This is a genomic window from Burkholderia sp. TSV86 (genome assembly GCF_001522865.1).
GTDB lineage: Bacteria > Pseudomonadota > Gammaproteobacteria > Burkholderiales > Burkholderiaceae > Burkholderia.
The window spans coordinates 334,914-361,913 of sequence record NZ_LOWB01000021.1 but is presented as its reverse complement, the minus strand read 5'-3'; the positions used below and the strand labels follow the sequence as shown (position 1 = coordinate 361,913).

Genomic DNA, 27,000 nt, shown 5'->3' with positions numbered 1-27,000 from the left:
GTCGCAGATACGCACCCGCCGCATGACGGGCGCACGGCGCCGTCTCGCCTTGACGATGCCGGGCTCGCCGAGCTTGCGTCGCGCATCAAGGCGTGGGGGCGCGAATTGGGTTTCGGGGCGATCGGTATCAGCAATACCGATCTCTCGGATGCCGAAGCGGGGCTCGCCGCCTGGCTGGAAGCCGGATGCCACGGCGAGATGGATTATATGGCCAAACATGGGATGAAACGCGCGCGGCCGGCTGAACTTGTGGCCGGTACGCGACGCGTGATCTCCGCGCGGCTCGCCTATTTGCCCGCCGCGACGGTGGGCGGCGCCGATCCGCGGGCGGCGCAGGGAGCGGGCGGGCAGGATGGCGCGCCCGCGCCGGATGGGGCGAGCGGCGCGGGCGCGGCGCGGCGGGCCGATGCGCCGGCCGACGGCTTGCATGTCTCAGACTCGGCGCGCGCGCGAAGCCGGCCGGGCAGTGGCGGAGCGCTTGCCGCAGGGGCGTCCGATGGCTGTGGCGCGCGCAACGGCTCGGGCGTGTGCGGCACCTCGGATACGGCGGGGGCGCCGAGCGCTGCCCGTGCTGCCGACGCCGCGTCCGATGGTTTCGGCGCGCCGGCCGCGCCGGCTGCTTATCGCGGCGGCTGGCGCGCGCGTGAAGCGGCGCGTCTCGCGGACCCGCAAGCCGCCGTCGTATCGGTTTATGCGCGCGGCCGCGACTATCACAAGGTATTGCGCGCGCGCCTGCAGACGCTCGCCGAGCGGATCGAAGCCGAGATCGGCGCGTTCGGCTATCGCGTGTTCACCGATTCCGCGCCGGTGCTCGAAGTCGAACTCGCGCAGAAGGCCGGCATCGGCTGGCGCGGCAAGCACACGCTGCTGCTGCAACGCGATGCGGGCTCGTTTTTCTTTCTCGGCGAGATTTATGTCGACGTGCCGCTGCCCACTGATGAGCAGACGTCGCCGTCCACCGCGCCCGAGACGTCCGGCGCACATTGCGGCAGTTGCACGCGCTGTATCGACGCGTGTCCGACGGGGGCGATCGTCGAGCCGTACCGTGTCGACGCGCGGCGCTGCATCTCGTATCTGACGATCGAATTGCGCGGCAGCATTCCCGAGCCGCTGCGGCCGCTGATCGGCAACCGCGTGTACGGCTGCGACGATTGCCAGCTCGTGTGCCCGTGGAACAAGTTCGCGCAGGCGTCCGCGGTGGCCGACTTCGACGTTCGGCATGGACTTGACCGCGCATCGCTCGTCGAACTGTTCGGCTGGAGCGCCGAGCAGTTCGACGAGCGGATGCAGGGTAGCGCGATTCGCCGGATCGGCCACGAGCGTTGGCTGCGCAATCTCGCGGTCGGCCTTGGCAACGCGCTGCGCGCCTCGCCGGCGCGCATCGATCCGGTGGCGCGGGCGGCGATCGTCGACGCGCTGCGCGCGCGCGCCGGCGATGCTTCTGCGCTCGTGCGCGAGCATGTCGAATGGGCGCTGCGCGCGGCGTGAAGGGGGCGTAAAGTGGCGGAGTGATTGTCGATGCGGGCGGCCGAGGTTTGGCTGGGGCCGCCACGCTTGGTGGAGGATCGGCGCGGATGCTGAAACGCTGATTTCGATCGGCCGGGCCAGAGTTTGAAGCCGGGGACCGGGGTGAGCGTTGAAGCGCTCGCGCCGGTCGATCGCCACGGGGGAGTACGCGCTAAAGCGCGGGCTCCGGCCAGCCGTGGCATGGAACCAGAGTAAGTGTCGGGCACTTGCTTGGGGCGACAAGGAGGCAACGATGTTCAACGCGGTAATCGATGCACCGTTCGGCAAGGTCGGTATCCGTACCGACGCGTCGGTGGTGCGCGAGATTGTCTATCTGCCCGAGTCGATGAAGAACGCCGCACCGGATACGGCGCCCGCAAAGCGGGCAGTGCGCCAGATCGAGCGCTATTTCGAGCGCGCGTCCGCGCGTTTCGACTTGCCGCTCGCTCAAGTCGGCACACCGTTCCAGCATCGCGTTTGGGATGCGATCAGCGCGATTCCGCCCGGCATCGTGCTCACTTACGGACAGCTTGCCAAGCAGATCGGCAGCGCGCCGCGGGCGGTCGGCCAGGCGTGCGGCTCGAATTACTTTCCGCTGGTGATTCCGTGTCATCGGGTCGTCGCGTCAAGCGGAATCGGCGGCTTCGCGAATCACGACGACGGCTATTTCCTCCAGATCAAGCGCTGGCTGCTCGCTCACGAGGGAGTGCGGTACTGATGGCGCGCGCAGTTCGCGCTGCCGCGGATGATCCGGCGAGCGCCGCGGCCGATCGTGATGCCGCGCCGGGGGGCGACGTGCTCGACTCCACGGCTGGCGATGCGAATGTGTCGCCAGCGTGGTTGGAAAGCCGAGTATCGATCGATCTTTTTTGTGATGCGATGTGGCTGGAGCACGGGCTGTCGCGTAACACGCTCGACGCATACCGGCGCGATCTGCAACTGCTGGCGCAGTGGCTTGCCATGCGGCACGACGCGAGCGTCGATCGCGCGGACGAGGCGATGGTAACCGGCTATATCGCCGCGCGCAGCGATGGCAAAGCGACGTCGTCGAACCGGCGGCTGTCGGTGTTTCGACGCTATTACGGCTGGGCGGTGCGCGAGCATCGGGCAGCCTCCGATCCGACGCTCAGGATCGCATCGGCAAAGCAACCGGCGCGGTTTCCGTCGACATTGTCGGAAGCTCAGGTCGAAGCGCTTCTCGGCGCGCCCGACGTCGAGACGCCGCTTGGGCTGCGCGATCGGACGATGCTCGAGCTGATGTACGCGAGCGGATTGCGGGTGAGCGAACTCGTCACGCTGAAGACTGTCGAGATCGGCATGAACGAGGGCGTCGTGCGCGTGACGGGCAAGGGTTCGAAAGAGCGGCTCGTGCCGTTCGGCGAGGTCGCGCACGGCTGGATCGAGCGCTATCTGCGCGATGCCCGGCCGGCGCTGCTCGGCGCGCGCGCGGCCGACGCGCTCTTCGTCACTGCGCGCGGCGATGGGATGACGCGCCAGCAGTTCTGGAACATCATCAAGCGCCATGCGCAGCAAGCCGACATTCGCGCGCACTTGTCGCCGCACACGCTGCGGCACGCGTTTGCGACGCATTTGCTGAATCACGGCGCGGATCTGCGGGTCGTGCAATTGCTGCTCGGCCATAGCGACATTTCGACGACGCAAATCTACACGCATGTTGCGCGCGAGCGCCTGAGGACGCTGCACGCGGCGCACCATCCCCGCGGCTGACGCCCGCTGCGCGCGATGCGCCGCACCGGACGTTGCGCCGCACCGGACGTTGCCATGCATTGCCATGCCGAGGCAAACGGCCACGTCAAAGCAATTCCCGCAGCTTATGCTTGAGCACCTTGCCGGTCGACGCGGCGGGCAGCGCGGCGAGCGTGCGTATCCGCGCGGGCCGTTTGTAGGGCGCGAGCCGCGCCGCGCACCAGTTTTTCAGATCGTCCTCGGTCGCGGCGGCATTGGGCGTGAGTTCGACGAATGCAATGACTTCCTCGTTGCCTTCGACTGCGTGCCCGACGACCGCCGATTGCACGACGTCCGGATGCGCGTTCAGCGCCTGCTCGACTTCGGGCGGATAGACGTTGAAGCCGGAGCGGATGATGAGTTCCTTGCTGCGGCCGACGATCGTCAGCGATCCGTCGTGCTCCGCGCGCGCGAGATCGCCGGTCTTCAGCCAGCCGTCGGCCGTGACGGTCGCGCGTGTGCGCTGCGGGTCGCGATAGTAGCCGAGCATCACGTTCGGCCCCCGCACCCAGAGTTCGCCGACTTCGCCCGGCGCGACATCGACGCCTTGCGCCGAGCAGAACCGCACGCCGATGCCTGGAATCGGCGCGCCGACCGAGCAATCGGTGCGTGGCGCGTCGATCGACGTTTGCGCGACGGTCGGGCTGCTTTCGGTCATGCCGTAGCCGTTGTGCAGCGGCAATCCGTACACGCTCTCGACCCGTGCCTTCAGATCGGCGTCGAGCGGCGAGCCGCCCGAATAGACGAAGCGCAAATGGGGCGCATGCCACGCGTGGCCATGCGTATGCAGATGTTCGAGCAACTTTGCGTGCATCGCGGGGACGCCTTGGAAAATCGACACGCGTTCGTCGACGAGCGCGCGGCGCAATGCCTGCGGCGAGAAGCGCGGCACGAGCCGCAGCGTCGCGCCTGCGTAGAGGCTGCCGAGGCAGACTGATGCGAGTCCGTACGAGTGCGAGATCGGCAGCGCTGCGTAGACGACATCGGCGGGAGCGACGCGCCGTTGCGTGCTGGATACCGCCGCGACGAACAGCAGATTGCGGTGCGACAGCATCACGCCCTTGGGCGCGCCCGTCGTGCCCGTCGTATAGATGAGCGCCGCGCACTGGCGTGCGCTGTCGGCGTCGACCGGCTCCGCGTGCGCCGACGGATCGACCGCATACGACCACGCGCCGATATCGGCCTCGAACGGCTGGGCCGGCAGTGCGCCGCGCCGCTCGGCGTGCGCAAGCGCATCGGGCGACGTGCTGGTCGCGAACGCGATGAGGCGCGGCTTCGCATGCGTGGCGATTGCATCGAATTCGAGCGGCGAAAGCCGCGCGTTCGCGACCAGCGCCCACGCGTCGAGTTTAGTGGCGGCCAACAGCAGCACGACTTGCGCGATGCTGTTCTCGGCGGCAATCATCACCCGGTCGCCAGGCTGCACGCCGAGATCGCGTAACCGGGCGGCAGCGGCATCGATCGCGCACGCGAGCTGCGCGTAGGTGAAGCGGCGCGCGTCCTCGATCAACGCAACGTGATCCGGAGTGTGCCTTGCGATCCGTTCGGGAAGTGCCGCGATGCGCGACGGTAGCGACGCGATCAATGTGTCGATATCCCATCGCGCTCGATGAGGCGGGTTCGCTGTCATGATTTCTCCGGCAGGTTGGCGTGAGCGAAGCGGCAGGCGCGCCGTCATGGCTCTTCGTGGGGGGATCGTGCCATCGCTGCTTGCGGCGCGCAATCTGCCATTCGGACAATGGTCCGTCAACGCCGATGCAATTAAAATGCGCGGATGAGTAAATCCAGACACGTCTCCGAAACGCCCGCCACGCAGTTCCTGCGCCGTCACGGCATCGCATTCGGCGAGCATCCTTACGATTACGTCGAACATGGCGGCACGTCCGAATCGGCGCGGCAGCTCGGTTGTGACGAACATCAGGTTATCAAGACCCTGGTGATGGAAGACGAGCATGCCAAGCCGTTGATCGTGCTGATGCACGGCGATTGCAAGGTGTCGACGAAAAGTCTGGCGCGGCAGATTGGCGCGAAACGTGTCGAGCCATGCAAGCCCGAGATCGCGAACCGCCATTCCGGCTATCTCGTCGGCGGCACGTCGCCGTTCGGCACGAAGCGGGCAATGCCCGTCTACGTCGAATCGACGATCCTCGAACTGCCGTCGATCTATCTGAACGGCGGGCGGCGCGGCTATCTGGTGAGCATCGTGCCTGGCGTGCTGACCACGCTTCTCCACGCGCGGCCCGTGCAATGCGCGAGCGTCGACTAGCTTTTCGGCCGGCCTAGGGTTTCACCCGCATGGCACGGCGCGGCGCTTCGGTAGAATGAGCGCCGCCGCGGCCTTGTGGCCCGTGCCGTTTGTCCATCCATCGTTTTGTTGAAACAAGAGTCCTTCGCATGCAGATCCTGCTCGCTACCGTTGCCGCTTATCTGATTGGATCGGTGTCGTTTGCCGTTGTCGTCAGCGCCGCGATGGGGCTCGCCGATCCCCGGTCGTATGGCTCGAAGAATCCCGGCGCGACCAACGTGCTGCGCAGCGGCAACAAGACGGCGGCGATCCTTACGCTCGTGGGCGACGCGTTCAAGGGCTGGCTTGCGGTCTGGCTCGTCAAGCGCTTGGGCATTGGCGGGGAGATCGGTGTCGCGCTCGCCGCGATCGGCGTGTTCCTCGGTCACCTGTACCCGGTGTTCTTTCGCTTTCAGGGTGGCAAGGGCGTCGCGACGGCAGCGGGCGTGCTGCTTGCCGTGCATCCGGTGCTGGGTCTTGCGACCGCGCTGACTTGGCTCATCGTCGCGTTTTTCTTCCGCTACTCGTCGCTCGCGGCGCTCGTCGCAGCCGTATTCGCGCCGCTTTTCGACGCGTTTTTGTTCGGCACGCGCGGCAATCCGGTCATGTTGGCGGTGGTCGCGATGAGCGCGCTGCTGATTTGGCGGCATCGCAGCAACATTTCGAAGCTGCTCGCGGGCGAGGAAAGCCGGATCGGGCAAAAGAAGAAGGGCGCGTGATTCCCGCGGATTCAGGCCGTTTTGCTTCGTCGAGCGTGGCCGGGCGGAGGGGCGCGCGGTGCGCGGCAAGATGCGGAGCCATGGCGGCGCATCTTGCCGCGCGTTGCCGGGATTGAACGCGTCGCCGTCGCCAATGCGTCTGGGGGAGTGAGCGGTACTGCGCCGGCGAACGGAATGCGCATGACGCCGGCGATGGGCCGCCGCGCAGCCGGCTTGGCCGCTGCCGCGGGCCTCGGCGGCATGACGCACGCCGCCGAGGCCCGCCATCCGGCTATTCAGCGGCTTGACGCAATGCGGCGTCAGTCGCGGAAGTTATTGAAGTCGAGCGGCGTATCGGTGACTTCCTTGCGCAGCAGCGCGATCACGCTTTGCAGATCGTCGCGCTTCGCGCCGGCCACGCGCACCGCGTCGCCCTGAATGCTCGCCTGCACCTTGATTTTGCTGTCCTTGACGATGCGCACGACCTTTTTCGCGAGATCGCCCGACACGCCTTTCTTGATCGTCACGACTTGCTTGACTTTGTCGCCGCCGATCTTCTCGATTTTGCCGTAGTCGAGAAAGCGCACGTCGACGTTGCGCTTCGCCATCTTGCCGATCAGCACGTCCTTGACCTGGCCGAGCTTGAAATCGTCGTCGGCGAACAGCGTGAGTTCGCGCTCTTTTTGCTCGACGCGTGCGTCGGAGCCCTTGAAATCGAAGCGTGTGGAAATTTCCTTGTTCGATTGTTCGATGGCGTTTTTCACTTCGATCATGTTCGCTTCGGAAACGACGTCGAACGATGGCATGGCATTCTCCTGTGTCGACCGGCGTGCACGCGTTGGCGCCCGCTCCGGTCTCGTGTAAGAGGGGTACTGTAGAGAACGGCGGCGCGCGATTGCGCGTGCGCTCACTCGCTATAATGGCTGACTAGCCGCCATTTTACCGGCGCCCCTACATTTGCCCAAGGCCGCGGGCTGGTTTTCCGCGCCGGCGCAACCCCGAATGCCGATGCCTCGCTCCGATTCCCCCGTTCAACTGATTCCCGACTATCCATTGCACGCGCACAACACGTTTGGCTTCGACGTGCGCGCGCGCGTCGCGGCGCGGATCGGCTTGCCCGAGCAGTTCACATCGCTCGCGCACGATCCGCGTGTCGCGGGGCTGCCGACGCTGGTGCTTGGCGGCGGCAGCAACGTGGTGTTTTCGAGCGATTTCGACGGGCTCGTGCTGCTCAACGAGATTCGCGGCCGCGCGCGCGTGCGGGACGATGAAGCCGCGTGGTATGTCGAGGCGGGCGGCGGCGAGAATTGGCATGCGTTCGTCGATTGGACGCTTACCGAGGGCATGCCGGGCTTGGAGAATCTCGCGTTGATTCCGGGCACGGTCGGCGCTGCGCCGATCCAGAACATCGGCGCGTATGGAATCGAGATGAACGCGCATTTCGAGTCGCTGCGTGCGATCGAGCTTGCGACGGGCGAGATGGTCGAATTCGATGCGCGGCGTTGCGCGTTCGGCTATCGCGACAGCTTTTTCAAACGGGAAGGGCGCGGCCGCTTCGCGATCGTGTCGGTTACGTTCCGGCTGCCGAAGGTGTGGACGCCGCGGCTCGGTTACGCGGACGTCGCGCGCGAGCTGGCGGCGCGCGGCGTCGACGAGGATCGCGTAACGCCGCGCGACGTATTCGACGCGGTGGTCGCCATCCGGCGGGCGAAGCTGCCCGATCCGCTTGCGCTCGGCAACGCGGGAAGTTTTTTCAAGAATCCGGTGATCGATGCGCAACGGTTTGCCGAACTGCGCGTGCGGGAGCCTGAGATCGTGTCGTATCCGCAGCCGGATGGCCGCGTGAAGCTCGCGGCCGGCTGGTTGATCGACCGTTGCGGCTGGAAAGGGCGCGCGCTCGGCGCGGCGGCCGTGCATGACAGGCAGGCGCTCGTGCTCGTCAATCGCGGCGGTGCATCGGGCGCCGACGTGCTCGCGCTCGCGCGCGCGATCCAGCGCGACGTGCGCGAGCGCTTCGGTGTCGAGCTTGAAGCGGAGCCGGTGTGCCTATAAACAGCGGGCAGGGGTGCGTGCCGCGGGCGGGCGGCTGATAAAAACCGCCGGCGCCGGATGTCGCGACGCGTTTTTGCTGAAGTATTCCGGAATGTCCGGTGCGGTGGACGCGCGTCGTGAGCTGCGTGAGCCGAAGTTGCCGCGTGCCGGAGTTGTTGCGCGGCACATGCGCGACGCATTTCTACGGGCGTCGCTTCATCGCACGCTTCATCGCATTGACCAGCGGTTTCGCGCAAGCGCGCGGCTTGCCGCCGCGCGTCAGTGCTTCAAGCGCCCAAGCAGCAGGAATTCCATCAACGCCTTCTGCACATGAAGCCGGTTTTCCGCTTCGTCCCAGACCACGCTCTGCGGGCCGTCGATTACCGACGCCGTGACTTCTTCGCCGCGATGCGCGGGCAGGCAGTGCATGAAAAGCGCATCGGAATGCGCGTGCGACATCATTTCGTCGTCGACGCACCAATCGGCGAATGCCCGCTTGCGCGCGTCGTTCTCTGCTTCGAAGCCCATGCTGGTCCACACGTCGGTCGTCACGAGATCGGCGCCGTTGCACGCTTCGTTCGGATCGTCGAAGACTTCGTAGAACGGCGCGCTTTGCGCGTCGACGAGCTTAGGGTCGAGCGCATAGCCGGGCGGCGTAGACAGGCGCAGCTTGAAGCCGAGGATCTGCGCGGCCTGAATCCACGTGTACAGCATGTTGTTCGCGTCGCCCACCCACGCGACCGTCTTGCCGCGAATCGGGCCGCGATGCTCGTAATACGTGAAGATATCGGCGAGCACTTGGCACGGATGGTATTCGTTCGTCAGGCCATTGATCACCGGCACCCGCGAGTTTTCCGCGAAACGCTGAATGATGTCCTGCTCGAACGTGCGGATCATGATGATGTCGACCATTCGCGAGATCACCTGCGCGGAATCCTCGACGGGCTCGCCGCGGCCGAGCTGCGTGTCGCGCGTGCTCATGAACACGGCGTGGCCGCCGAGCTGGAAGATGCCGGCTTCGAACGACAGGCGCGTGCGCGTCGAGCTTTTCTCGAAGATCATCGCGAGCGTGCGGTCGTGCAGCGGGTGATAGGTCTCGTAGTTCTTGAACTTGCGTTTCAGGATACCGGTGCGCTCGAGCACGTACTCGTAGTCTTCCAGCGAGAAATCCTTGAACTGCAGGTAGTGACGAATGGTTTTGGCGGTCATGAAACGAAATACGGCGGACTCACCCGGCGGCAAGGCGCGCCGGACGGCGCCGCCGTCGTTGTGGTAACTCGATGCAGCATAAATGATTTTGCCTGCTTTGACGAGCCGCGGCGCACCGGCTTCGCTCATGCGTTTGAGACGACGCGCGATGGCGCACTGCGCTATAATTTCAAGGTTTTCTTAAGCCCGGCGGGCAAGGTTCATGCTTGGTCTGCCGGACACAAGCAGCTTGTCTGCTGCGTGCGGTGCCGTATGCCGGAGCGCATGTTCCGGCGGCTCCTTCCGGGTTGCGGCGAAACCGTCTCCATTGTGTTCCGAGTGTCCAGGCGAGGGTTCGCCGGCGCACTGCTGGGCTGTCACTTGGGTATCCTCATGGCTGAAACTTTCCCGACCGAATACTTTATTCAGGGCATCACGAAAGATGGGAAGAAGTTTCGGCCGAGCGATTGGTCCGAGCGTCTTGCCGGCGTGATGTCGTGCTTCGGTCCGGGCGCAAGCGGGCCCAACGCGCGCCTTAAGTATTCGCTGTATGTCCGGCCGACGATGATCGGCGACGTCAAGTGCGTGATCGTCGATTCGCGGCTGCGCGATATCGAGCCGATGGCGTTCGATTTCGTGATGAACTTCGCGAAGGACAATCACCTCGTCGTGACCGAGGCGTGTGAATTGCCCGATTACGGCAAGTCGGCAAAGTAACGGATGACTGCGCGGAGCGTGTGTGGCGGGAGTCGGGCTTCGTGGCCGGCATGCCGGTTGCGCTGAGCCCGGGCCGTTGCGCTCACAGCAAAAAAGCCCGCTGCACGCGGGCTTTTTGTCGATCGCAGTGGAAACAGGGCGCCCGCGATGCGGGCGCGCCAGCCTTACTGCGCGGCTTGCAGGCCCTTGATGGCGGCTGCGAGGCGGCTCTTATGGCGAGCGGCCTTGTTCTTGTGAACGATCTTCTTGTCGGCGATCGTGTCGATCGTCTTCGTTGCGAGCTTGAAGACTTCCGCGGCCTTTGCTTGATCGCCGGCGTCGATTGCCTTGCGAACAGCCTTGATGGCGGTGCGGAATTTCGAGCGCAGCGCCGAGTTGTGCGAGTTTGCCTTCGCTGCCTGGCGGGCGCGCTTGCGTGCTTGTGCGGAGTTAGCCATGACGGTTCCTTATCCTGTCCTGTTTCCAGAGCTTGGAGCCTGACGGCCAAGCGCTGCTTTTCGATCTCACTCCCGGAAGCGATTGCCCGGGGCGCAAAAAACGTCGGTTTCACCGAGGCCGGTCGGCGTGCCCGGTTCGATGCGCACTCGAATATTGCCGCGCGCGGAACCCAAAACCCGCCAGACAGGCCCAGAAACCGGCGATTATAGCAACAAAATCAAGCAAGTGGCAAGCGCAGACAGAGCCTTTCCGTGTGCGGCGCGGCATTTCCCTCGCCCGATGCCGGTTGCCGACGCGCGAGGTCCGTATAATAAGCGCCCCATGAATCTATTCCGAGCCCTGCTGACGGTCAGCGGCTTCACGCTGCTGTCCCGCGTGACCGGACTGGCCCGCGAAACGCTGATCGCACGCGCGTTCGGCGCCAGTCAATTCACCGACGCGTTCTACGTCGCCTTTCGCATTCCCAACCTGCTGCGCCGGCTGTCGGCCGAAGGTGCGTTCTCGCAGGCGTTCGTGCCGATTCTTGCCGAGTTCAAGAATCAAAAAGGGCACGATGCGACGAAGGCGCTCGTCGACGCTATGTCGACGCTGCTAGCGTGGGCGCTCGTGCTGCTGTCGGTGGCGGGCGTCGCGGGGGCGTCGTGGGTGGTGCTGGCGGTTGCTTCGGGGCTGCGCACGGACGGACAGGCGTTCCCGCTCGCCGTCACGATGACGCAGATCATGTTCCCGTACATCGTGTTCATCTCGCTGACGACGCTCGCCTCGGGCGTGCTCAACACGTACAAGCGTTTCTCGCTGCCGGCGTTCGCGCCCGTGCTGCTCAACGTGTCGTTCATCGTCGCGGCGCTGTTCGTCGCGCCGCATTTGAAGATGCCCGTCTACGCGCTGGCATGGGCGGTGATCGCGGGCGGGGTGCTGCAATTCATCGTGCAACTGCCGGGCTTGAAGCGCATCGACATGATGCCCGCGATCGGTATCCATCCGTTGCGCGCGCTCGCGCATCCGGGCGTCAAGCGCGTGCTCGCGAAAATGGTGCCCGCGACTTTCGCGGTGTCGGTCGCGCAGCTGTCGCTGATCATCAATACGAACATTGCGTCGCGGCTCGGGCAGGGTGCGGTATCGTGGATCAACTATGCCGACCGGCTGATGGAGTTTCCGACCGCGCTGCTCGGCGTGGCGCTCGGCACGATTCTGTTGCCGAGTTTGTCGAAGGCGCATGTCGATGCCGATTCGGCTGAATATTCGGCGTTGCTCGACTGGGGACTCAGGGTTACGTTCTTGCTCGCCGCGCCGAGCGCGCTCGCGCTGTTTTTCTTTGCCGAGCCGCTGACGGCGACGCTCTTCAACTACGGCAAATTCGACGCGCACACGGTGACGATGGTCGCGCGCGCGCTTGCCGCATACGGAATCGGCCTGGTCGGCATCATCCTCATCAAGATTCTTGCGCCCGGTTTCTACGCAAAGCAGGACATCAAGACCCCGGTGAAAATCGCCATCGGCGTGCTCATCGTCACGCAGTTGTCGAACTATGTGTTCGTGCCCGTTATCGGCCACGCGGGGCTGACGTTGTCGATCGGCATCGGCGCTTGCCTGAACTCGCTGTTGCTGTTCATCGGGCTGCGCCGCCGCGGCATTTACCGGCCGTCGCCGGGCTGGCTGCGCTTTTTCGTGCAGCTTGGCGGCGCGTCACTCGTGCTTGCCGGCGCGATGCGCTGGTGCGCGCTGAACTTCGATTGGACCGCGATGCGCGCGGCGCCGCTCGAGCGCATCGCGCTGATGGCGTCGTGTCTCGTTTTATTCGCTGCATTATATTTCGGCATATTGGGGCTGATGGGCTTCAAATATGCGTATTTCAGACGGCGTGCGAAATAACGGACCCATGACTCGCGTTCTCGACTATTTCAGCTCGCTCGTTGCCGAAGACGAAGGGCTGCCGCTCACGGAGGCAGCGCTGTCGCTCGCGCAGGATGCCTATCCGGATGTCGATCTGCAAGGCGTGCTGTTCGAACTCGACGCGCTCGCGGCGCGGCTCGCGAGGCGCGTGCCGGATGCCGTCGACGCGAATGGCAAGCTCGCGCTGCTGAACGATTTTTTCTTCCGCGAACTCGGCTTTGCGTGCAACCGCAACGATTACTTCAATCCGGACAACAGCTATCTGAACGTCGTTCTCCAGCGCCGCGTCGGGATTCCGATCTCGCTTGCGGTGCTGTATCTGGAGTTCGCGCAGCAGATCGGCGTGGCGGCGCGCGGCGTGTCGTTTCCCGGCCATTTCCTGTTGCGCATCGCGTTGCCCGGCGGCGACGCGATCCTCGATCCGACCACAGGCCGCACGCTGTCGGAGGCGGAGCTAGTCGAGATGCTCGAGCCTTTTTCGAGGCGCGGCGGCAGCGCCGACCATGCCGCGAGCACGTTGCGCGCGTTGCTGCAGCCGGCGATGCACCGCGAGATCATCGCGCGGATGCTGAACAACCTGAAGGCCGTGTACCGGCAGACGGAGCGCTGGCAGCGGCTGCTCGCGGTGCAGGAACGGCTCGTGATCCTGCTGCCGGGGCAGCTTGACGAAGTGCGCGACCGCGGTTTCGCGTATGCGCGTCTCGATTATCTGCGGCCCGCGCTCGAGGATCTGGAGACCTATCTCGGCGAGCGGCCCGACGCGGCCGACGCGACGATCGTCGAGGCGCAGGTCAGCGAGTTGCGCCAGCGGATGCAGCGCGACGACGACTGAGCCCATTCGGGCCTGATCGCACGCCGCGCCGCGGCTTGGTGCAGCGTGTGACTCACCGCCGCGCCGCGCTCATTTCGGCTGCATCCGGATCGCGCCGTCGAGGCGGATCACTTCGCCGTTGAGCATCGGATTCTCGATGATCTGCTTGACGAGCATCGCATATTCCACCGGCTTGCCGAGGCGCGGCGGGAACGGCACCATTGCGCCGAGCGCGTCCTGGACTTCCTGCGGCATTCCGAGCAGCATCGGTGTCTCGAAAATGCCGGGTGCGATCGTCATGACGCGGATCGCGTGGCGCGACAGGTCGCGCGCGATCGGCAGCGTCATGCCGGCGACGCCCGCCTTCGACGCCGCATAGGCTGCCTGGCCGATCTGCCCATCGAACGCGGCGACCGACGCGGTGCTGACGATCACGCCGCGTTCGCCGCTCGGCGTCGGCTCGTTGGCGGCCATGGCGGCGGCGGCGACGCGGATCATGTTGAACGTGCCGACCAGATTCACGGTGATCGTTTTCGCGAACAGATCGAGCGCGTGCGGGCCATCTTTACCGAGCGTCTTCGACGCAGGCGCGATGCCCGCGCAATTGACGAGCCCGCGCAACGTGCCGAGTCGCGTGGCGGCCGCCACGGCCGCCTGCGCGTCGGGGTCGTTCGCGACGTCGCATTTGACGAACGCGCCGCCCAGTTCCTGCGCGAGCGCGTCGCCCGCGGCCTGATTCAGGTCGGCGAGCACGACCTTGCCGCCCGCTTCGGTGATGAGGCGCGCCGTGCCCGCGCCGAGCCCCGATGCGCCGCCGGTGATGACGAACACGTTGCCGCGAATCTCCATGTTTGCTCCTTGTCCTGGTTGGAATGAGTGTCGCTCGGATGTCGTTTGCGGCAGCGCTCGTGACGCGCCGCGACGATAGGCCGATTGTACGGGCCGCCGCCGAAGGGCGGTGCGAAGCGAACGCCCGGACGAAAAAAAACCGCCCGAAGCGGGCGGTTCTCGCGGCTCGCGCGGCGCGGGCTTACTTCAGCGCGTCGAACACGCGGGCGCGGATCTCGTCAACCGTGCCGAGGCCGGAGATTTTGCGGTACGCGGGCGCCTTTAGACCGTTCTCGGTGCCGCGCGCGGCCCAGTCACCGTAGTAAGTGATGAGCGGCTTGGTTTGCGCTTCATAGACATCCAGGCGCTTCTTCACTGTTTCTTCCTTGTCGTCGTCGCGCTGAATCAGCGGCTCTCCAGTGACGTCGTCGCGGCCCTCGACCTTCGGCGGGTTGAACTTCACGTGATACGTGCGGCCCGAGGCCGGATGCGTGCGGCGCCCGCTCATCCGTTCAATGATCTCGGAGAACGGCACGTCGATTTCGAGCACGTAATCGATTGCGACACCGGCGTCCTTCATCGCATCGGCCTGCGCGATAGTGCGCGGGAAGCCGTCGAACAGGTAGCCGTTCGCGCAGTCCGCTTCCTTCAGCCGCTCCTTCACGAGGCCGATGATCAGCGAATCCGGCACGAGCTTGCCTTCGTCCATGTAGGCTTTCGCTTCGACGCCGAGCGGCGTGCCGGCCTTGACGGCCGCACGCAGCATGTCACCTGTCGAGATTTGCGGAATGCCGAACTTTTCCTTGATGAAGTTTGCCTGGGTGCCTTTTCCCGCGCCGGGAGCGCCCAACAGGATCAAACGCATGGTGATATCTCCGGTATGTATGGAATGCTTGAGCGCGGGATGCCGGTGCGCCGGTTGCGCGGCTCGACGGTTCGGCCGCAAGCGCGGCGGCCGGCGCATGAGGGCTTGGGACGAATCTCGAAGAGCGGCGCGGGCAGGCGGCCCGCACGATTCGCCCGATTATGCCATGGGTTATTCGGCGCGAGCCCGAAAAAGGGCCTGCACCCGTGCAAGATCGGCGGGTGTGTCGACGCCGGTTTCGGGCGCGTGCTCGGTGACGAGCACGGCGATCCGCTCGCCGTGCCACAGCGCGCGCAATTGCTCGAGTTGCTCGGCCGCTTCGATGGGCGCGGGCGTGAGCGTCGGATAAGTGCGCAGAAAGCGCGCGCGATATGCGTATAGCCCAATGTGCCGATAAACCGCGCACGTAGGCGCGGGCATCGCCGCGACGCCGTTTGGCCAGTGCGGCTGATAGGCGTCGCGCGACCAGGGAATCGGCGCGCGCGAGAAGTACAGCGCGGTGCTCGCCGCATCGAGCACGACCTTCACGTAATTCGGATTGAACACGTCCTGCGCGTCGTGCAGCGGATGCGCGGCGGTCGCGATCGCGCATGCCGGATGCGACGCGAGGTGCGACGCTACGTCGCGCACCAGTTGCGGATCGATCAACGGTTCGTCGCCCTGAACATTGACGACGATCGTTTCGTCGTCGAGGCCGAGCTGCTCGGCAACTTCCGCGAGGCGGTCGGTGCCCGACGGATGATCGGCGCGCGTCAACAACGCTTCGAAGCCGTGCGCACGCACCGCGTCGAGCACGCTGTGCGCATCGGAGGCGACCAGCACGCGCTGCGCGCCCGCGTCACGCGCGCGCTCTGCGACGCGCACGACCATCGGCTTGCCGCCAAGATCCGCGAGCGGCTTGTTCGGCAGGCGGGTCGACGCGAGACGGGCGGGAACGATGGCGACGAAGGCGGGTGTGGAAGTCATCGGGCGAAAATGCGGTGCGGTTGGGGGCGCGGGTGCGGATCAAAGCGCGCCGGCTCGGCCGGCGCGGGCAGCGGAGAATGGGTAGGCGGCATTGCGGCGGACGGTGCTCGGGCGCATGCGCGGCGGCATCGCGCGGGCGAGTGCCGGGCGCGTCGTTCGCGCGCCAGCGTCAGTGGCTGGCGGCCGGTCCGGCCGCATCGACCGGCGTGCCTTCGACCGTCTGGCGCGCTTCGTCGACGAGCATCACCGGAATGCCGTCGCGGACCGGGTACGCGAGCTTGTCGGCGTGGCAGACAAGCTCTTGCGCGCCTCGGTCGTAGTGGAGCGGGCCCTTGCAAATCGGGCAAACGAGGATTTCAAGCAGGCGAGCGTCCACGGAGTTTCTCCACAACGAGAGCGATGAGGCGGGGATCGAGCGCGGCCTCGACCGGGACAACCCAGATGCGAGCGTCGCGCCACGAAGCGGCTAATTTTACCGCATCCTTCTCGGTTACCAGGATCGCATCGACATCGTCGTCGGCGAACGGGTTCTCGGCGAATGCGTAATGATCGGGCAGCGCGCGGGTGGCGGGCGCGAGGCCCGCAGCGCGCAGCGTCGCGAAAAAGCGCTCCGGCGCGCCGATGCCCGCCGCGGCGAGTATCCGCTCGGCGGCGAACTGCGCGAGCGGCCGGCGGCGCGACGGCTGATCGAGATGCCACGCGTCGCCCGGCGCGAGCGAGAGCGCGAACGTGTCGGGCCACGGCGGCAGCACGCGGCTGTACGGATCGTTGACGAGCGTGGCGTCGCGGCGTCGCGACAGCGGCTCGCGCAGCGGCCCGGCGGGTATCAGGAAACCGTTGCCGCCCAGGCGGTGATCGAACACGACGAGCTCGACGGTCCGGGCGAGCCGGTAGTGCTGCAAGCCATCGTCGCTGACGACGACGTCGACGTCCGGCTGCGCGGCCTTCAGCGCGCGCACGGCGGCGACGCGATCCGGGCACACCCACACCGGCGCGAGCGTGCGGCGCGCGATCAGCAGCGGTTCGTCGCCGGCCTGCCCGGGCAGCGACGCCGGCGTGACGGCGGTCGGTTCGACGATCTTCGCGCCGTAGCCGCGCGAGACCACGCCCGGCGTGAAGCCGGCCGCGCGCAGCGCGTCGACGAGCGCGATCACGGTGGGCGTCTTGCCGGTGCCGCCGGCCGTCACGTTGCCAACGACGACGACGGGCACCCCGCAATCGATCCGAGCCTTCCAGCCGCGCGCATACGCGGCGCGGCGCAGTGCGGCGATCGCGCCGAATGCGCACGCAAAGGGCGTGAGCGCCCAGGCGATCGCGCCGCGGCGCTGCCACTCGCGGACAAGACGCGCTTCGGCGCGCGCGAGAAATCGCTGCGGCGCGTTCATGGCGCGGTGGACGATGCGGTGCGCATCGCGGCTCTCGACGGGTTCGTCAACTCGTTTTCTCCGGAGGGCGGCCGGCAGGCCGCGCGGTCTTCGAAAGGCGGCACTCTAGCGTGCCCGCCGTGCGCCCGGCAAGTCACGCGGGCGTGCACGGCGGTGTGCGCCGCTTGGGCACGCTGCCCGGCAGCCTGTGGATAACTCTGTGAAAAACCCGCCGCCGAAACCCCTGGCAAGCCCGTGAGGTGGACTTTCGGTCGGCGGTTTCCGTTGCCTTTTTCTGGGAAAAATCATTTAAATCAATTGCTTAATAAAAAACATAAGGGGTTGGGCGGTAATCGTTGCGACTCTGTCCCCGCTTGGCTCGCGGTGTGGACACTTGGGCGGGCGCCTGAGCGACTTGCCGTGCGCGCGTGCGCAGTCTATCGTTGGGCCGGCTGAAATTTTCCTATCGTCTATGCATTCCGATACTCATTTTTCCGGGCCTGGCGGCGCGAGCGGCGGTGACGGCGTGATTCCCGTATCCGCGCTCAACCGCGCAATCGGCTCGATGCTCGAGCGCACGTTTGCGCTGTTGTGGGTCGCGGGCGAAGTCTCGAACTTCACGCGCGCGGCGAGCGGCCATTGGTATTTCTCGATCAAGGATCAGCAAGCGCAGATGCGTTGCGTGATGTTTCGCGGCCGCGCGCAGCATGCGGAATTCACGCCGCGCGAAGGCGACAAGATCGAGGTGCGCGCGCTCGTCACGATGTACGAGCCGCGCGGCGAGGTGCAACTGAATGTCGAGGCGGTTCGGCGCACCGGGCAGGGGCGGCTCTTCGAGGCATTCCTGCGGCTGAAGGCGCAGCTCGAGGCCGAGGGGTTGTTCGCGCCGGAGCGCAAGCGCGCGCTGCCATCGCATCCGCGTGCGATCGGCATCGTCACGTCGCTGCAGGCCGCTGCGCTGCGCGACGTGCTGACGACGCTCGCGCGCCGGGCGCCGCACGTGCCGGTGATCGTCTATCCGGCGCCCGTGCAGGGCGCGGGCGCGGCCGAGAAACTCGCGGCGATGGTGGCGACGGCCAACGAGCGGCGCGAGGTCGACGTGCTGATCGTCTGCCGCGGCGGCGGCTCGATCGAGGATCTATGGTCGTTCAACGACGAGGGGCTTGCGCGGGCGATCGCGGCGAGCGCGCTGCCGGTTGTCTGCGGCGTCGGGCACGAAACCGATTTTACGATCGCCGATTTCGCGGCCGACCTGCGCGCGCCGACGCCCACCGGCGCGGCCGAACTGGCGAGCCCGCAGCGCGCGCTGCTGCTGCGCGAGCTGGCCGAGCGGCAGCGCGCGCTCGCGCGCGGCCTGCGCCGCACGCTCGATCTGCGCGCGCAGCAGCTCGATTGGCTCGCGCGCAGGCTCATCAGTCCCGCCGAGCGCCTGCGGCGCCAGTCCGAGCACGTCGGCCAGCTTGCGGCGCGGCTCGCGGCGGCGGGCGCGCGGCCCATGCGTGACGCACGCGCGCGCTTCGCGCTCGTGCAGTTGCGCTGGCAGCGCGCCCGGCCGGATCTTGCGCACGCACGTCAGACGCTCGCGGGGGCCGCGCAGCGCTTGCATGCCGCTTTCGAGCGCCGCCGCGAGCGCGATGCCGCGCGCGTGGCCGCGTGTGCGGCGCGCCTCGACGTGTTGAGCCCGCAACGCACGCTCGAGCGCGGCTACGCGGCGCTGATCGACGCGCAAACGGGCCACGCGCTGCGCGCGCCGTCGGCGTTGAAGCCGCAGCGCCGGCTGACCGTGCATCTCGCGCAAGGCTCTGCGGACGTATCGCTTGCCGACGTGCAGCCGCGGCTTTCGGATACGTTTTGAGCACGCATCGCAATGCCTGGTATCGGGCGCCGAATCCCAGGCATGCGCCGTGCGCGGCGCACCAGCAACGATTTGCCGGATGCGGCGGATAAAGGCCCGCGCGTTTGCGGGGTTATCCGGACTCGCCTACAATCGGGCGTTGCGCTGCATTCAAATATTTGCCCTCCCTACATACACTCGAAGGAACCGATCATGGCTCATACGCTCCCGCCGTTGCCCTACGCAGAAGACGCGCTCGCTCCGCACATCTCGCAGGAGACGATCCAGTTTCACTACGGCAAGCACCATCAGACCTATGTGACGAACCTGAACAATCTGATTCCGGGCACCGAATTCGAGAATCTGTCGCTGGAAGAGATCGTGAAGAAGTCGTCGGGCGGCATTTTCAACAACGCCGCGCAAATTTGGAACCACACGTTCTTCTGGAACAGCCTGTCGCCGAACGGCGGCGGCGCGCCGACGGGCGCGCTCGGCGACGCGATCAACGCGAAGTGGGGCTCGTTCGATGCGTTCAAGGAAGCGTTCACGAAGGCCGCGGTCGGCACGTTCGGCTCGGGCTGGGCTTGGCTCGTGAAGAAGGCGGACGGCTCGCTCGATATCGTGTCGACCAGCAACGCCGCAACGCCGCTGACGACGGCCGACAAGCCGCTGTTGACGATCGACGTGTGGGAGCACGCTTACTACATCGATTACCGCAATGCGCGTCCGAAATTCGTCGAAGCGTTCTGGAACATCGTGAACTGGGATTTCGCCGCGAAAAACTTCGCGTAACGCGATTGTCGCCAGACGGCTGGCGCGGCCCGGAATGTCCGGGGCGCGGCAGCCTGCCCAAAGCCCTCGCGTCCGTTGCGGCGCGGGGGCTTTTTATTGGCCGCTCGCCGCGCGGGGCGGGGCCGAATCGGGCGCGCGCCGCACCGTCAGCCGCGATCGCTCGCGTTGCCATCGGCGCCTGGGCTGCGTTCGACGCTCGCGCGTCGCAATGCGTCGAGATCGACGATCTCGATCTCGCCGACATGCAGCCGCACGACCCCGCGCGCGGCGAGTTCCTTCAGCAACTGATTGGCGGTTTGCCGCGACAGCGATAGCATCGCGCCGAGCCGTTCCTGCGACAGTCTGATGCGCGTATGACCCGCGCTGATGCCGCCATAGCCTTCGGCGATCATCAGCAGGCGCGCCGCGAGCCGCTGGGCGGCGGGCATCATGCTCAGCGCCTCGACATTCGCGAACGACATCCGTAGCTTTTGCGCCATCAGCAGCGCAAAATACCGCCAGTAGCGCGGCGTGTCGTCGAGCAGTTGCTGTAGCGCGGGCTGCGGCAGATGCAGCAGCAGCGTGTCGTTGATCGCGATTGCGTCGTGCGTGCGTGGCAGTTCGTCGAAAAGCGCGATCTCGCCGAACCATGTCACGGGCTCGGCCACCGTCAGCAGCGCTTCCTTGCCGCTCGCGTCGACGGCGCCGATGGTCAGCGCGCCCGACAGCACCGCATAGAGGCCGCACGGCGCGTCGCCGCGCCGGAACAACATTTGGCCCGCCGACAGCCGGCGGGCCACGGCCGCCTGGCGCAGCGCGTCGCGCAGCGGCGCGGGCAGCGCGGCGAACCACGGGTTTGCATCGAGCAGCGGCTGGCAGGGTTCGAGAAGCGGGTGCATCGGCGGCTCGCGGGTGTCGGCTGGCCGACAGAGAGGTCGGCCCGTCACGGGCATCATAACGCGCACCTGCATCAGGAGGAGACATCATGAAATCCCTCGTCGATCAACTCGCGCAATACGCGGCCTATCATCGTGATGCGCGCAATATCGTCACGCATCTGGTGGGCATTCCGATGATCGTCGTCGCGGTGACGGTGCTGCTGTCGCGTCCGGCGCTCGACGCTTCGGGGGTGCTCACGCCCGCGTTGCCCGCGGCGCTGGCGGCCGCGATCTTCTATCTGCGCGTCGATTTGCGTTTCGGCGTCGTGATGGCCGCGCTGCTTGCGTTGAGTTTCTGGGCCGGCCGCGCACTCGCCGCGCAGACAACCGGTGTGTGGCTCGGCGGCGGGCTCGGTCTCTTTTTCGTCGGTTGGGTGATCCAATTCGTCGGTCACTATTTCGAAGGGCGTAAGCCCGCCTTCGTCGACGACTTGATCGGGCTTATCGTCGGCCCGTTGTTCGTCGTCGCGGAAGTGGCGTTCTTCGTCGGGCTGCGCGCCGACGTGCGCGACGCAATCGAACGCCGCGTCGGGCCGGTGCGGGCGGGCGCGCGCAATGCACGCGTGTGAGCGTGGCAGCCATGGCGGCGATTTGCGTCTATGGCGCGGGGGCGGTGGGCTGCTATCTGGGCGGGCGGCTGCTCGCGGCGGGCGCCGACGTCGAACTGATCGGACGGCAGCGGATTCAAGCGCAGTTGCGCGAGCATGGTCTCGTGCTGTCGGACTACCGGGGGCGCAATGTGCGGGTGCCTGCGTCCCGGATCGCCTGTGCGGCGGGCGACGCCGCTGCCGCCGCCGCTGTCGCGGCGGCGTCGCTCGTGCTCGTGACGGTGAAGTCGGCCGCGACGCCAGCCGTTGCCGAGGCGCTTGCGCGCGCGGTACGGCCCGGCACGGTCGTCGTCAGTTTCCAGAACGGCGTGCGCAACGCGGACGTGCTGCGCGCCGCGCTGCCGCACGCGACGGTGCTCGGCGCGATGGTGCCGTTCAACGTGAGCGCACGCGGCGCCGGCGCGTTCCATCAGGGCACGTCGGGCGAGCTGCAAGTCGAGGCCGCGCCCGCGCTGCAATGCTTTGCCGGCGCGTTCGAGCGCGCGGGCCTGCCGCTCGGGCAGCGCGCGGACATGCGCGCCGTGCAATGGGCGAAGCTGCTCGTCAATCTCAATAATGCGATCAATGCGCTGGCGAATCGGCCGCTGAAGGACGAACTCGCGCAGCGCGGCTATCGGCGCTGTCTTGCGCTCGCGCAGGCCGAGGGGCTGGCGCTGCTCAAACGCGCGGCGATCCGGCCCGCGCGGATTACGCCGCTGCCCGCCACGTGGATGCCACGGTTGCTGAGCATGCCCGACGCGCTGTTCGCGAGGCTCGCGGGCGCGATGCTCGCGATTGATCCGCTGGCGCGTTCGTCGATGTCGGACGATCTGGATGCGGGGCGTCCAACCGAAGTCGATTGGATCAACGGCGAGATCGTGCAACTGGCTGCGCGGCTCGGGCGGATGGCGCCCGTCAATGCCCGCCTGTGCGCGCTCGTGCACGATGCGCAGCGGGCCGCGGCGCGGCCGGCGTGGAGTGGCGAGGCACTGCTTGCCGAACTGCGCGCGGCGTCGCGCGGCGTCGTATAGCCCGCCGCGTTGCCGCATTGCACGGGCGGGCGCAGCCGCGATTTTGCAAGCCGCTCGAATGCCGCTGGCTAAACCCGCGCGTTACACGCGAATCGTCGCCATCGAGGGAATCGGGCTTGGCGCGGCATGAGTCGATGCGCGCCGCTCGATGCGATGTTTCATTTCGGCTCGGCAGGTGCTGCGCGCCCGCGAGCTTCGGTATGCCGAGGCAATCGCACGGCCTTCGCCGAGTGGCGACGGAGACGTCGGAATACGCGGACGCACGTGCACGCCGCGTCAATGGCGGTGCGCGGCCGCTTCCCAGTTGATGTCGACGCAGAGCACCTGCATGCCTTGCGCGGCGGGCGCCGCGATCGACGCTGTTACGCACAGGTGCGCTTCATTGATCGACAGATAGGGCGGCGTGAAATGCACGTGCCCCGGCGTGCGCATTGCGTCGATGAAGTATGGCCGGCGCTCCCAGCTCGCGCCTTCCGAGTGCAGCAGCGGCTTGAAGCGCTTGGCGCGCTGCGATGCGTGGCCGCGCGGCAGCAGGTTCTCGCCGATCTGCCGGCCGGACGAGTCGAGCAGAAAGCAGCGCGCCGTCTCGGGCAGCGCGAGCAGCTGCGTGGCCGCGTCGAGCAGATCGTGGCCGTCGCGCAGCCGCGCGCTCGCGCCCGACAGCGCCGCGACATACGGCGCAAGGCGCGCTTGCTGCGCGCGCTCGCGCTCGGCCACGCGCAGCCTCAACGCGGCCGACAGCGTATCCATGATGCCCGCGGCCGCTTGCGGCTGCACCGGCTCGACACTCGGTCCCGCGAAATACTGGCCCTGTACGAAATCGACATTGCATTCGAGCGCGATCAGCGCTTCGCGCTCGGTCGTGAGTCCGCCCATCAGCACCAGTTGCCCCGACTCGTGCAGCAGCGATACGAGGCCGGGCAGCACGCGCTCCAGGTGCGAGTGCTCGCTCGCCTGCGCGAGGATGCCGCGATCCAGAGTGACGATGTCGGGATGCAGGTGCCAGACGCGATCGATGTTCGAGTGTTTCGAGCCGAAGCCGCCGAGCGCGATCAGAAAGCCCGCCTTGCGCAGCCCGTCGACGATCGCGGCGAAGCGCGGCGTCTCGCCGCCCGCCTGCTCGGGCACCTCGAGCACGACGCGCTGCGGCGGCAGGCCGAGCGTTTTCAGGTTCGCAAGCAGCGCGTCGCCGTAGACGGTATCCATCAGCGCGGCCGGGTGCAGGCTCAGGAAGAGCCATTCGTCATGGCTGTCGAACGCATGAAAATTGCCCAGATGCAGCGATTCCGCGAGCCGGCCGAGTTCGAGCAGATCGCCGCGGCGCGCGGCCTGCGTGAACGCCTCATGCGACGGCACCTGGCCGCCGTGCGCATCATGCGCGCGCAACGATGCGTGGTAGCCGATCGCACGGCGATGCGATACCGAGAAAACCGGCTGGAAGACGCTGAAAACGGTGTAGTCGCCGTACAGGACGGTGCGCCGGTTACCGTCGTCGCCCGCGATCGGGCGCGGCGGCTGGAAGCTGGGAGGATCGATGTCGATCATGCTCGTCATGGGGCGACTGTCCGGGAAGCATCAGTGTACCTGCACAGCATAGCTGAGCAAGAACCATGCGCAAAAAGCCGCGCCGGCGGGCAGCCCGCCGCCGTGCGGCGGCTGGCCCGGATGCACTCCGGTTGCACCCGCTTGGTGCGCGCCGCTTTATCGTGGCGCGCGGTGCGCTATGCGCGTTCGGACGGATCGGTCTTGCGCGCGGCGCTGCGGATCTCAGGCGAAAGCTGCGCGAAGATCCATGCTGACGCGGCGGTGATGACGCCGACGCAGACGAAGGTCGCATGGAACGCCGGCAGCGGATGCGCCGGCGCGCCGTGCGCGATCATGCCGGTGAAGGTGGCGAGCAGCGCGCCGCCCACCGTCACGCCCAGGCTCATCGACAGCATCTGCACGAGCGAGAAAAGGCTGTTGCCGCTGCTGGCGCCGCCCGTGCCGAGATCCTTCAGCGTCAGCGTGTTCATCGCGGTGAACTGCATCGAGTTGAAGCCGCCGAACAGCGCGAGCTGCGCGATTCGGACCCAGGCCGGCGTCGCGTCGCGCATCAGCGCAAAGCTCGCCATCGTCAAGCCGACCATCACGGTGTTCGCGAGCAGCACCTTGCGGTAGCCGTGGCGCGTGATGAGGACCGTGATGATGCGCTTCGAGAACATGCCCGCCGCCGCGACCGGCAGCATCATCAGTCCGGCCTCGAATGCGCCGTAGCCGAGCCCGACTTGCAGCAGCAGCGGAATCAGATACGGCATCGCGCCGCTGCCGAGCCGCGCGAACAGATTGCCGAGCAGGCCGACGCTGAACGTGTGGATGCGGAACAGTTCGAGCGAGAAAAGCGGCTGCGGCGCGCGCACCGCGTACAGACCGTAGGCGGCGAAGCAAGCGAGGCCAAGGATCAGCAGCACGAGCACCACCGCATGCTGCAAGCCGAGATCGGCGAGGCCGTCGAGCGAGATCGTGAGCGCGACCATGCCGATCGTCAGCAGCAGATAGCCCTTGATGTCGAAGCGGCCTGCGGCGGGGTTGCGCGCGTCGGCCATCGAATAGAACGTCGCGATGCAGCCGGCAATGCCGATCGGCACGTTGATCAGAAAGATCCAATGCCACGAGGCGATCTTCACGAGCCAGCCGCCGAGCGTCGGGCCGATCAGCGGGCCGATCAGGCCGGGAATCGCGATGAACGACAGCGCGGGCAGATAGCGCTCGGCGGGAAACGTGCGCAGCACGGCAAGCCTGCCGACGGGCAGCAGCATCGCGCCGCCGATTCCCTGGATCACGCGGAACGCGACGATCATCGGCAGCGTGTGCGCGTTCGCGCAAAGCAGCGAGCCGAGCGCGAAGATCGCGATCGCGCTGAAGTACACGCGGCGGGTGCCGAGCGTGTCGGCGAGCCAGCCGGACACGGGGATCATCACGGCCATCGTCAGCGAATAGGCGATCACGACCGATTGCATCCGCAGCGGCGATTCGCCGAGACTCGCGGCCATCGACGGCAGCGCGGTGTTGACGATCGTCGCGTCGAGGGCCTGCATGAAGAAGCCGGTGGCGACGAGCCACAGCATCACGGTCAGCGATTTTTCGCTCGGGACGGCGGCAGGCGGGGTACTGGGCATGGGAGACGGGCGCCATGGGCGCTGACGAACGACGCAGCCGACATTTTAGGGAAGGCCGCTCGCGCGCGCAGAATGGCCGCGTGCGGCATCGGCTTCATTGCACGCGCTCGACGCCGACGTAACGCGCGCGCGGGCGGATCAGCCGGCCGTGCGCGCGTTGTTCGAGCGCGTGAGCGATCCAGCCGACGATGCGGCCGGCGGCGAACAGCGCAAACGCCGCGCCCGGCGGCAGCGCGAGCACGCGCTCGAGCAACGCGAGCGCAAAATCGATCGTCGGTTTTTCGCCGGTCGCGGCTTGCGCGGCTTCGGCGAGCGCGAGTGCACTTTCGAGCGGCGGCGCATGCCGCGCGCGCGGCGGTCGCGCCGCGGTGCGGGCGATGATCGCGTCGATGAGCAGCGCCGCGCGCGGATCGCCATGCGGGTACAGCGGATGGCCGAAGCCGGGCAGGCTCGTGCGCGCGTTTGCGTCGCGCGCGTATGCCGCGCATTGGGCGGCGACGTAGCGCTGCAGATCGCGCGAGCGGGCCGCGCCGTCGAGCAGCGCGGCCACCCGCGCCGTCTCGCCGCCATGCCGCGGCCCGGACAGCGCGGCGAGGCCGCCCGCGATCGCGCCGAACAGCGGCGCGCCCGTCGACGCGATGCAGCGCACGGCGAACGTCGACGGGTTGAGTTCATGATCGGCGCACAACACCAGCGCGATGCGCAGCAGCTCGACGTCGCGCGGCTCGCTCACGCGCCACGCGGCGGCAAGCTGCCGGTGCGCCGGCTCGGCGCACGGCGCGCGCGCGGCGAGCGCGGCGGTTGCGAAGCGCAGCAGCGTGACGGCCTCGTCGAGCGGCGCGGCCGGCGCCGCATCGTCGGCGGGCGCGGCAAACGGCAGCAGCGCGAGCGCGCGTTCGAGCGGCGGCCGAGTGCGCCAGAGGTCCAGCCCATGCCGCCAGCGCGATGCATCGACGCAGGGCGCGACGGTTTCGTCCGCCTCGATGCGCGCGAGCGGGCACGCCCACAGCAGCGCGGCGGCGTCCTCCAGCGTCGCGGCCGACGCGAACGCGACCGCATCCCGGCCGCGATAGCTGAGCCGGCCGTCTGCGATCTGCGTGATCCGCGATTCGAGAACCGGCATGCCCCAGTCGAGCGAGCGCTCGGCGACATTGCCCGCGCGCTTGGCATCCGAGCGGCGGCGCGCGAGCAGGCGAACTTCGTCGGCGTCGTAGTAGCGGCGCTTGCTCGTGCCGTGCGCGTGCGAGCGCAGCAGGCCGCGGCTGACATAGGCGTAGAGGGTCGGCAGGCTGATGCCGAGCAACTGCGCGGCTTCGCGCGCACTCAAGCGGGACATGGCAGCGGCT

26 protein-coding genes are annotated in these 27,000 nt (G+C 67.1%); 13 read left to right on the top strand and 13 right to left on the bottom strand.

From position 1 onward, the window contains the following. The first annotated feature begins 84 nt into the window (after positions 1-84). The 3 genes from queG to xerD all read left to right on the top strand — a co-directional run bounded on the left by queG (position 85) and on the right by xerD (position 3,234). Positions 85-1,488 (top strand): tRNA epoxyqueuosine(34) reductase QueG, encoded by a 1,404-nt coding sequence (queG, locus tag WS68_RS28690; protein WP_442857143.1) that lies wholly within the window; start codon positions 85-87, stop codon positions 1,486-1,488. A 271-nt stretch (positions 1,489-1,759) separates the two neighbouring features. Further along, the gene (locus WS68_RS03745; RefSeq protein ID WP_059569479.1) at positions 1,760-2,224 is read left to right on the top strand and encodes a methylated-DNA--[protein]-cysteine S-methyltransferase; all 465 of its coding nucleotides are present in this window, start codon (positions 1,760-1,762) and stop codon (positions 2,222-2,224) included. After that, positions 2,224-3,234, top strand: coding sequence for a site-specific tyrosine recombinase XerD (xerD, locus tag WS68_RS03740; RefSeq protein ID WP_197419513.1), 1,011 nt, complete (start codon positions 2,224-2,226; stop codon positions 3,232-3,234). The genes WS68_RS03745 and xerD overlap by 1 nt, the downstream gene beginning before the upstream one ends. A gap of 85 nt (positions 3,235-3,319) precedes the next feature. Here xerD and WS68_RS03735 read toward each other — a convergent pair whose 3' ends face one another. Beyond that, entirely contained in the window at positions 3,320-4,882 is a 1,563-nt protein-coding gene (locus WS68_RS03735) for a class I adenylate-forming enzyme family protein (RefSeq protein WP_059569478.1), read from the bottom strand. A gap of 144 nt (positions 4,883-5,026) precedes the next feature. Between WS68_RS03735 and WS68_RS03730 the strand changes: the two genes are divergently transcribed. Both WS68_RS03730 and plsY read left to right on the top strand, forming a co-directional pair. Next, positions 5,027-5,518, top strand: coding sequence for an aminoacyl-tRNA deacylase (locus WS68_RS03730; protein WP_059569477.1), 492 nt, complete (start codon positions 5,027-5,029; stop codon positions 5,516-5,518). A 128-nt stretch (positions 5,519-5,646) separates the two neighbouring features. Then, positions 5,647-6,255: a glycerol-3-phosphate 1-O-acyltransferase PlsY gene (plsY, locus tag WS68_RS03725; protein ID WP_059569476.1), complete on the top strand. Its 609-nt coding sequence runs from the start codon at positions 5,647-5,649 to the stop codon at positions 6,253-6,255. A gap of 299 nt (positions 6,256-6,554) precedes the next feature. Here plsY and WS68_RS03720 read toward each other — a convergent pair whose 3' ends face one another. Next, positions 6,555-7,040, bottom strand: coding sequence for a YajQ family cyclic di-GMP-binding protein (locus tag WS68_RS03720; RefSeq protein WP_059520500.1), 486 nt, complete (start codon positions 7,038-7,040; stop codon positions 6,555-6,557). A gap of 196 nt (positions 7,041-7,236) precedes the next feature. Here WS68_RS03720 and murB point away from each other — a divergent pair, with 196 nt between their 5' ends. Beyond that, positions 7,237-8,286 (top strand): UDP-N-acetylmuramate dehydrogenase, encoded by a 1,050-nt coding sequence (murB, locus tag WS68_RS03715; RefSeq protein ID WP_059569475.1) that lies wholly within the window; start codon positions 7,237-7,239, stop codon positions 8,284-8,286. A 258-nt stretch (positions 8,287-8,544) separates the two neighbouring features. Here the strand turns inward: murB and argF are convergent, their stop codons facing one another. Next, positions 8,545-9,474, bottom strand: coding sequence for an ornithine carbamoyltransferase (argF, locus tag WS68_RS03710; RefSeq protein ID WP_059569592.1), 930 nt, complete (start codon positions 9,472-9,474; stop codon positions 8,545-8,547). A 372-nt stretch (positions 9,475-9,846) separates the two neighbouring features. On the opposite strand from argF, the gene WS68_RS03705 reads away from it, so the two are divergent. Continuing rightward, a complete protein-coding gene (locus WS68_RS03705) occupies positions 9,847-10,170 on the top strand; it encodes a DUF3579 domain-containing protein (RefSeq protein WP_059569474.1) in 324 nt (107 codons plus the stop codon). 164 nt (positions 10,171-10,334) lie between these two features. Here WS68_RS03705 and rpsT read toward each other — a convergent pair whose 3' ends face one another. Continuing rightward, a complete protein-coding gene (gene rpsT / locus WS68_RS03700) occupies positions 10,335-10,607 on the bottom strand; it encodes a 30S ribosomal protein S20 (RefSeq protein WP_059520498.1) in 273 nt (90 codons plus the stop codon). 139 nt (positions 10,608-10,746) lie between these two features. Here rpsT and murJ point away from each other — a divergent pair, with 139 nt between their 5' ends. Both murJ and WS68_RS03690 read left to right on the top strand, forming a co-directional pair. Next, entirely contained in the window at positions 10,747-12,480 is a 1,734-nt protein-coding gene (gene murJ, locus WS68_RS03695) for a murein biosynthesis integral membrane protein MurJ (RefSeq protein WP_331457836.1), read from the top strand. Positions 12,481-12,487: 7 nt separating this feature from the next. Then, complete coding sequence (locus WS68_RS03690; RefSeq protein WP_059569473.1) at positions 12,488-13,333, top strand: SirB1 family protein; 846 nt, start codon at positions 12,488-12,490, stop codon at positions 13,331-13,333. 69 nt (positions 13,334-13,402) lie between these two features. Here WS68_RS03690 and WS68_RS03685 read toward each other — a convergent pair whose 3' ends face one another. The 5 genes from WS68_RS03685 to lpxK form a co-directional block, all read right to left on the bottom strand. Next, entirely contained in the window at positions 13,403-14,161 is a 759-nt protein-coding gene (locus WS68_RS03685) for an SDR family NAD(P)-dependent oxidoreductase (RefSeq protein ID WP_059569472.1), read from the bottom strand. A 181-nt stretch (positions 14,162-14,342) separates the two neighbouring features. Further along, positions 14,343-15,005 (bottom strand): adenylate kinase, encoded by a 663-nt coding sequence (gene adk, locus WS68_RS03680; protein ID WP_059520604.1) that lies wholly within the window; start codon positions 15,003-15,005, stop codon positions 14,343-14,345. A 171-nt stretch (positions 15,006-15,176) separates the two neighbouring features. Next, complete coding sequence (gene kdsB, locus WS68_RS03675) at positions 15,177-15,971, bottom strand: 3-deoxy-manno-octulosonate cytidylyltransferase (protein WP_059569471.1); 795 nt, start codon at positions 15,969-15,971, stop codon at positions 15,177-15,179. Positions 15,972-16,140: 169 nt separating this feature from the next. Beyond that, positions 16,141-16,347: a Trm112 family protein gene (locus tag WS68_RS03670; RefSeq protein ID WP_059569470.1), complete on the bottom strand. Its 207-nt coding sequence runs from the start codon at positions 16,345-16,347 to the stop codon at positions 16,141-16,143. After that, positions 16,328-17,356, bottom strand: a complete 1,029-nt coding sequence (gene lpxK / locus WS68_RS03665; protein ID WP_059569469.1) for a tetraacyldisaccharide 4'-kinase — start codon at positions 17,354-17,356, stop codon at positions 16,328-16,330. Before lpxK ends, WS68_RS03670 begins: the two co-directional genes overlap by 20 nt. 451 nt (positions 17,357-17,807) lie before the next feature. Here lpxK and xseA point away from each other — a divergent pair, with 451 nt between their 5' ends. Then, on the top strand, positions 17,808-19,190 hold the full coding sequence (gene xseA, locus WS68_RS03660; RefSeq protein ID WP_059569468.1) for an exodeoxyribonuclease VII large subunit: 1,383 nt from the start codon (positions 17,808-17,810) through the stop codon (positions 19,188-19,190). A gap of 192 nt (positions 19,191-19,382) precedes the next feature. Beyond that, positions 19,383-19,961: a superoxide dismutase [Fe] gene (gene sodB, locus WS68_RS03655; RefSeq protein WP_059520490.1), complete on the top strand. Its 579-nt coding sequence runs from the start codon at positions 19,383-19,385 to the stop codon at positions 19,959-19,961. A gap of 146 nt (positions 19,962-20,107) precedes the next feature. Here sodB and WS68_RS03650 read toward each other — a convergent pair whose 3' ends face one another. After that, the gene (locus tag WS68_RS03650; RefSeq protein WP_059569590.1) at positions 20,108-20,839 is read right to left on the bottom strand and encodes a Crp/Fnr family transcriptional regulator; all 732 of its coding nucleotides are present in this window, start codon (positions 20,837-20,839) and stop codon (positions 20,108-20,110) included. Between the two features lie 86 nt (positions 20,840-20,925). On the opposite strand from WS68_RS03650, the gene WS68_RS03645 reads away from it, so the two are divergent. Beyond that, the gene (locus WS68_RS03645; RefSeq protein WP_059569467.1) at positions 20,926-21,447 is read left to right on the top strand and encodes an Mpo1 family 2-hydroxy fatty acid dioxygenase; all 522 of its coding nucleotides are present in this window, start codon (positions 20,926-20,928) and stop codon (positions 21,445-21,447) included. An 11-nt stretch (positions 21,448-21,458) separates the two neighbouring features. Beyond that, complete coding sequence (locus WS68_RS03640) at positions 21,459-22,496, top strand: 2-dehydropantoate 2-reductase (protein ID WP_059569466.1); 1,038 nt, start codon at positions 21,459-21,461, stop codon at positions 22,494-22,496. A 276-nt stretch (positions 22,497-22,772) separates the two neighbouring features. Here WS68_RS03640 and WS68_RS03635 read toward each other — a convergent pair whose 3' ends face one another. From WS68_RS03635 to WS68_RS03625, 3 genes are all read right to left on the bottom strand, one after another. Further along, on the bottom strand, positions 22,773-24,041 hold the full coding sequence (locus WS68_RS03635; RefSeq protein WP_173678746.1) for an EAL domain-containing protein: 1,269 nt from the start codon (positions 24,039-24,041) through the stop codon (positions 22,773-22,775). Between the two features lie 176 nt (positions 24,042-24,217). Further along, positions 24,218-25,654 carry a multidrug transporter subunit MdtD gene (gene mdtD, locus WS68_RS03630; RefSeq protein ID WP_059569464.1) on the bottom strand — a complete coding sequence of 479 codons (1,437 nt, stop codon included), beginning with the start codon at positions 25,652-25,654 and terminating at the stop codon, positions 24,218-24,220. Positions 25,655-25,748: 94 nt separating this feature from the next. Next, positions 25,749-26,990 (bottom strand): citrate synthase family protein, encoded by a 1,242-nt coding sequence (locus tag WS68_RS03625; protein WP_059569463.1) that lies wholly within the window; start codon positions 26,988-26,990, stop codon positions 25,749-25,751. Positions 26,991-27,000: the final 10 nt, after the last annotated feature.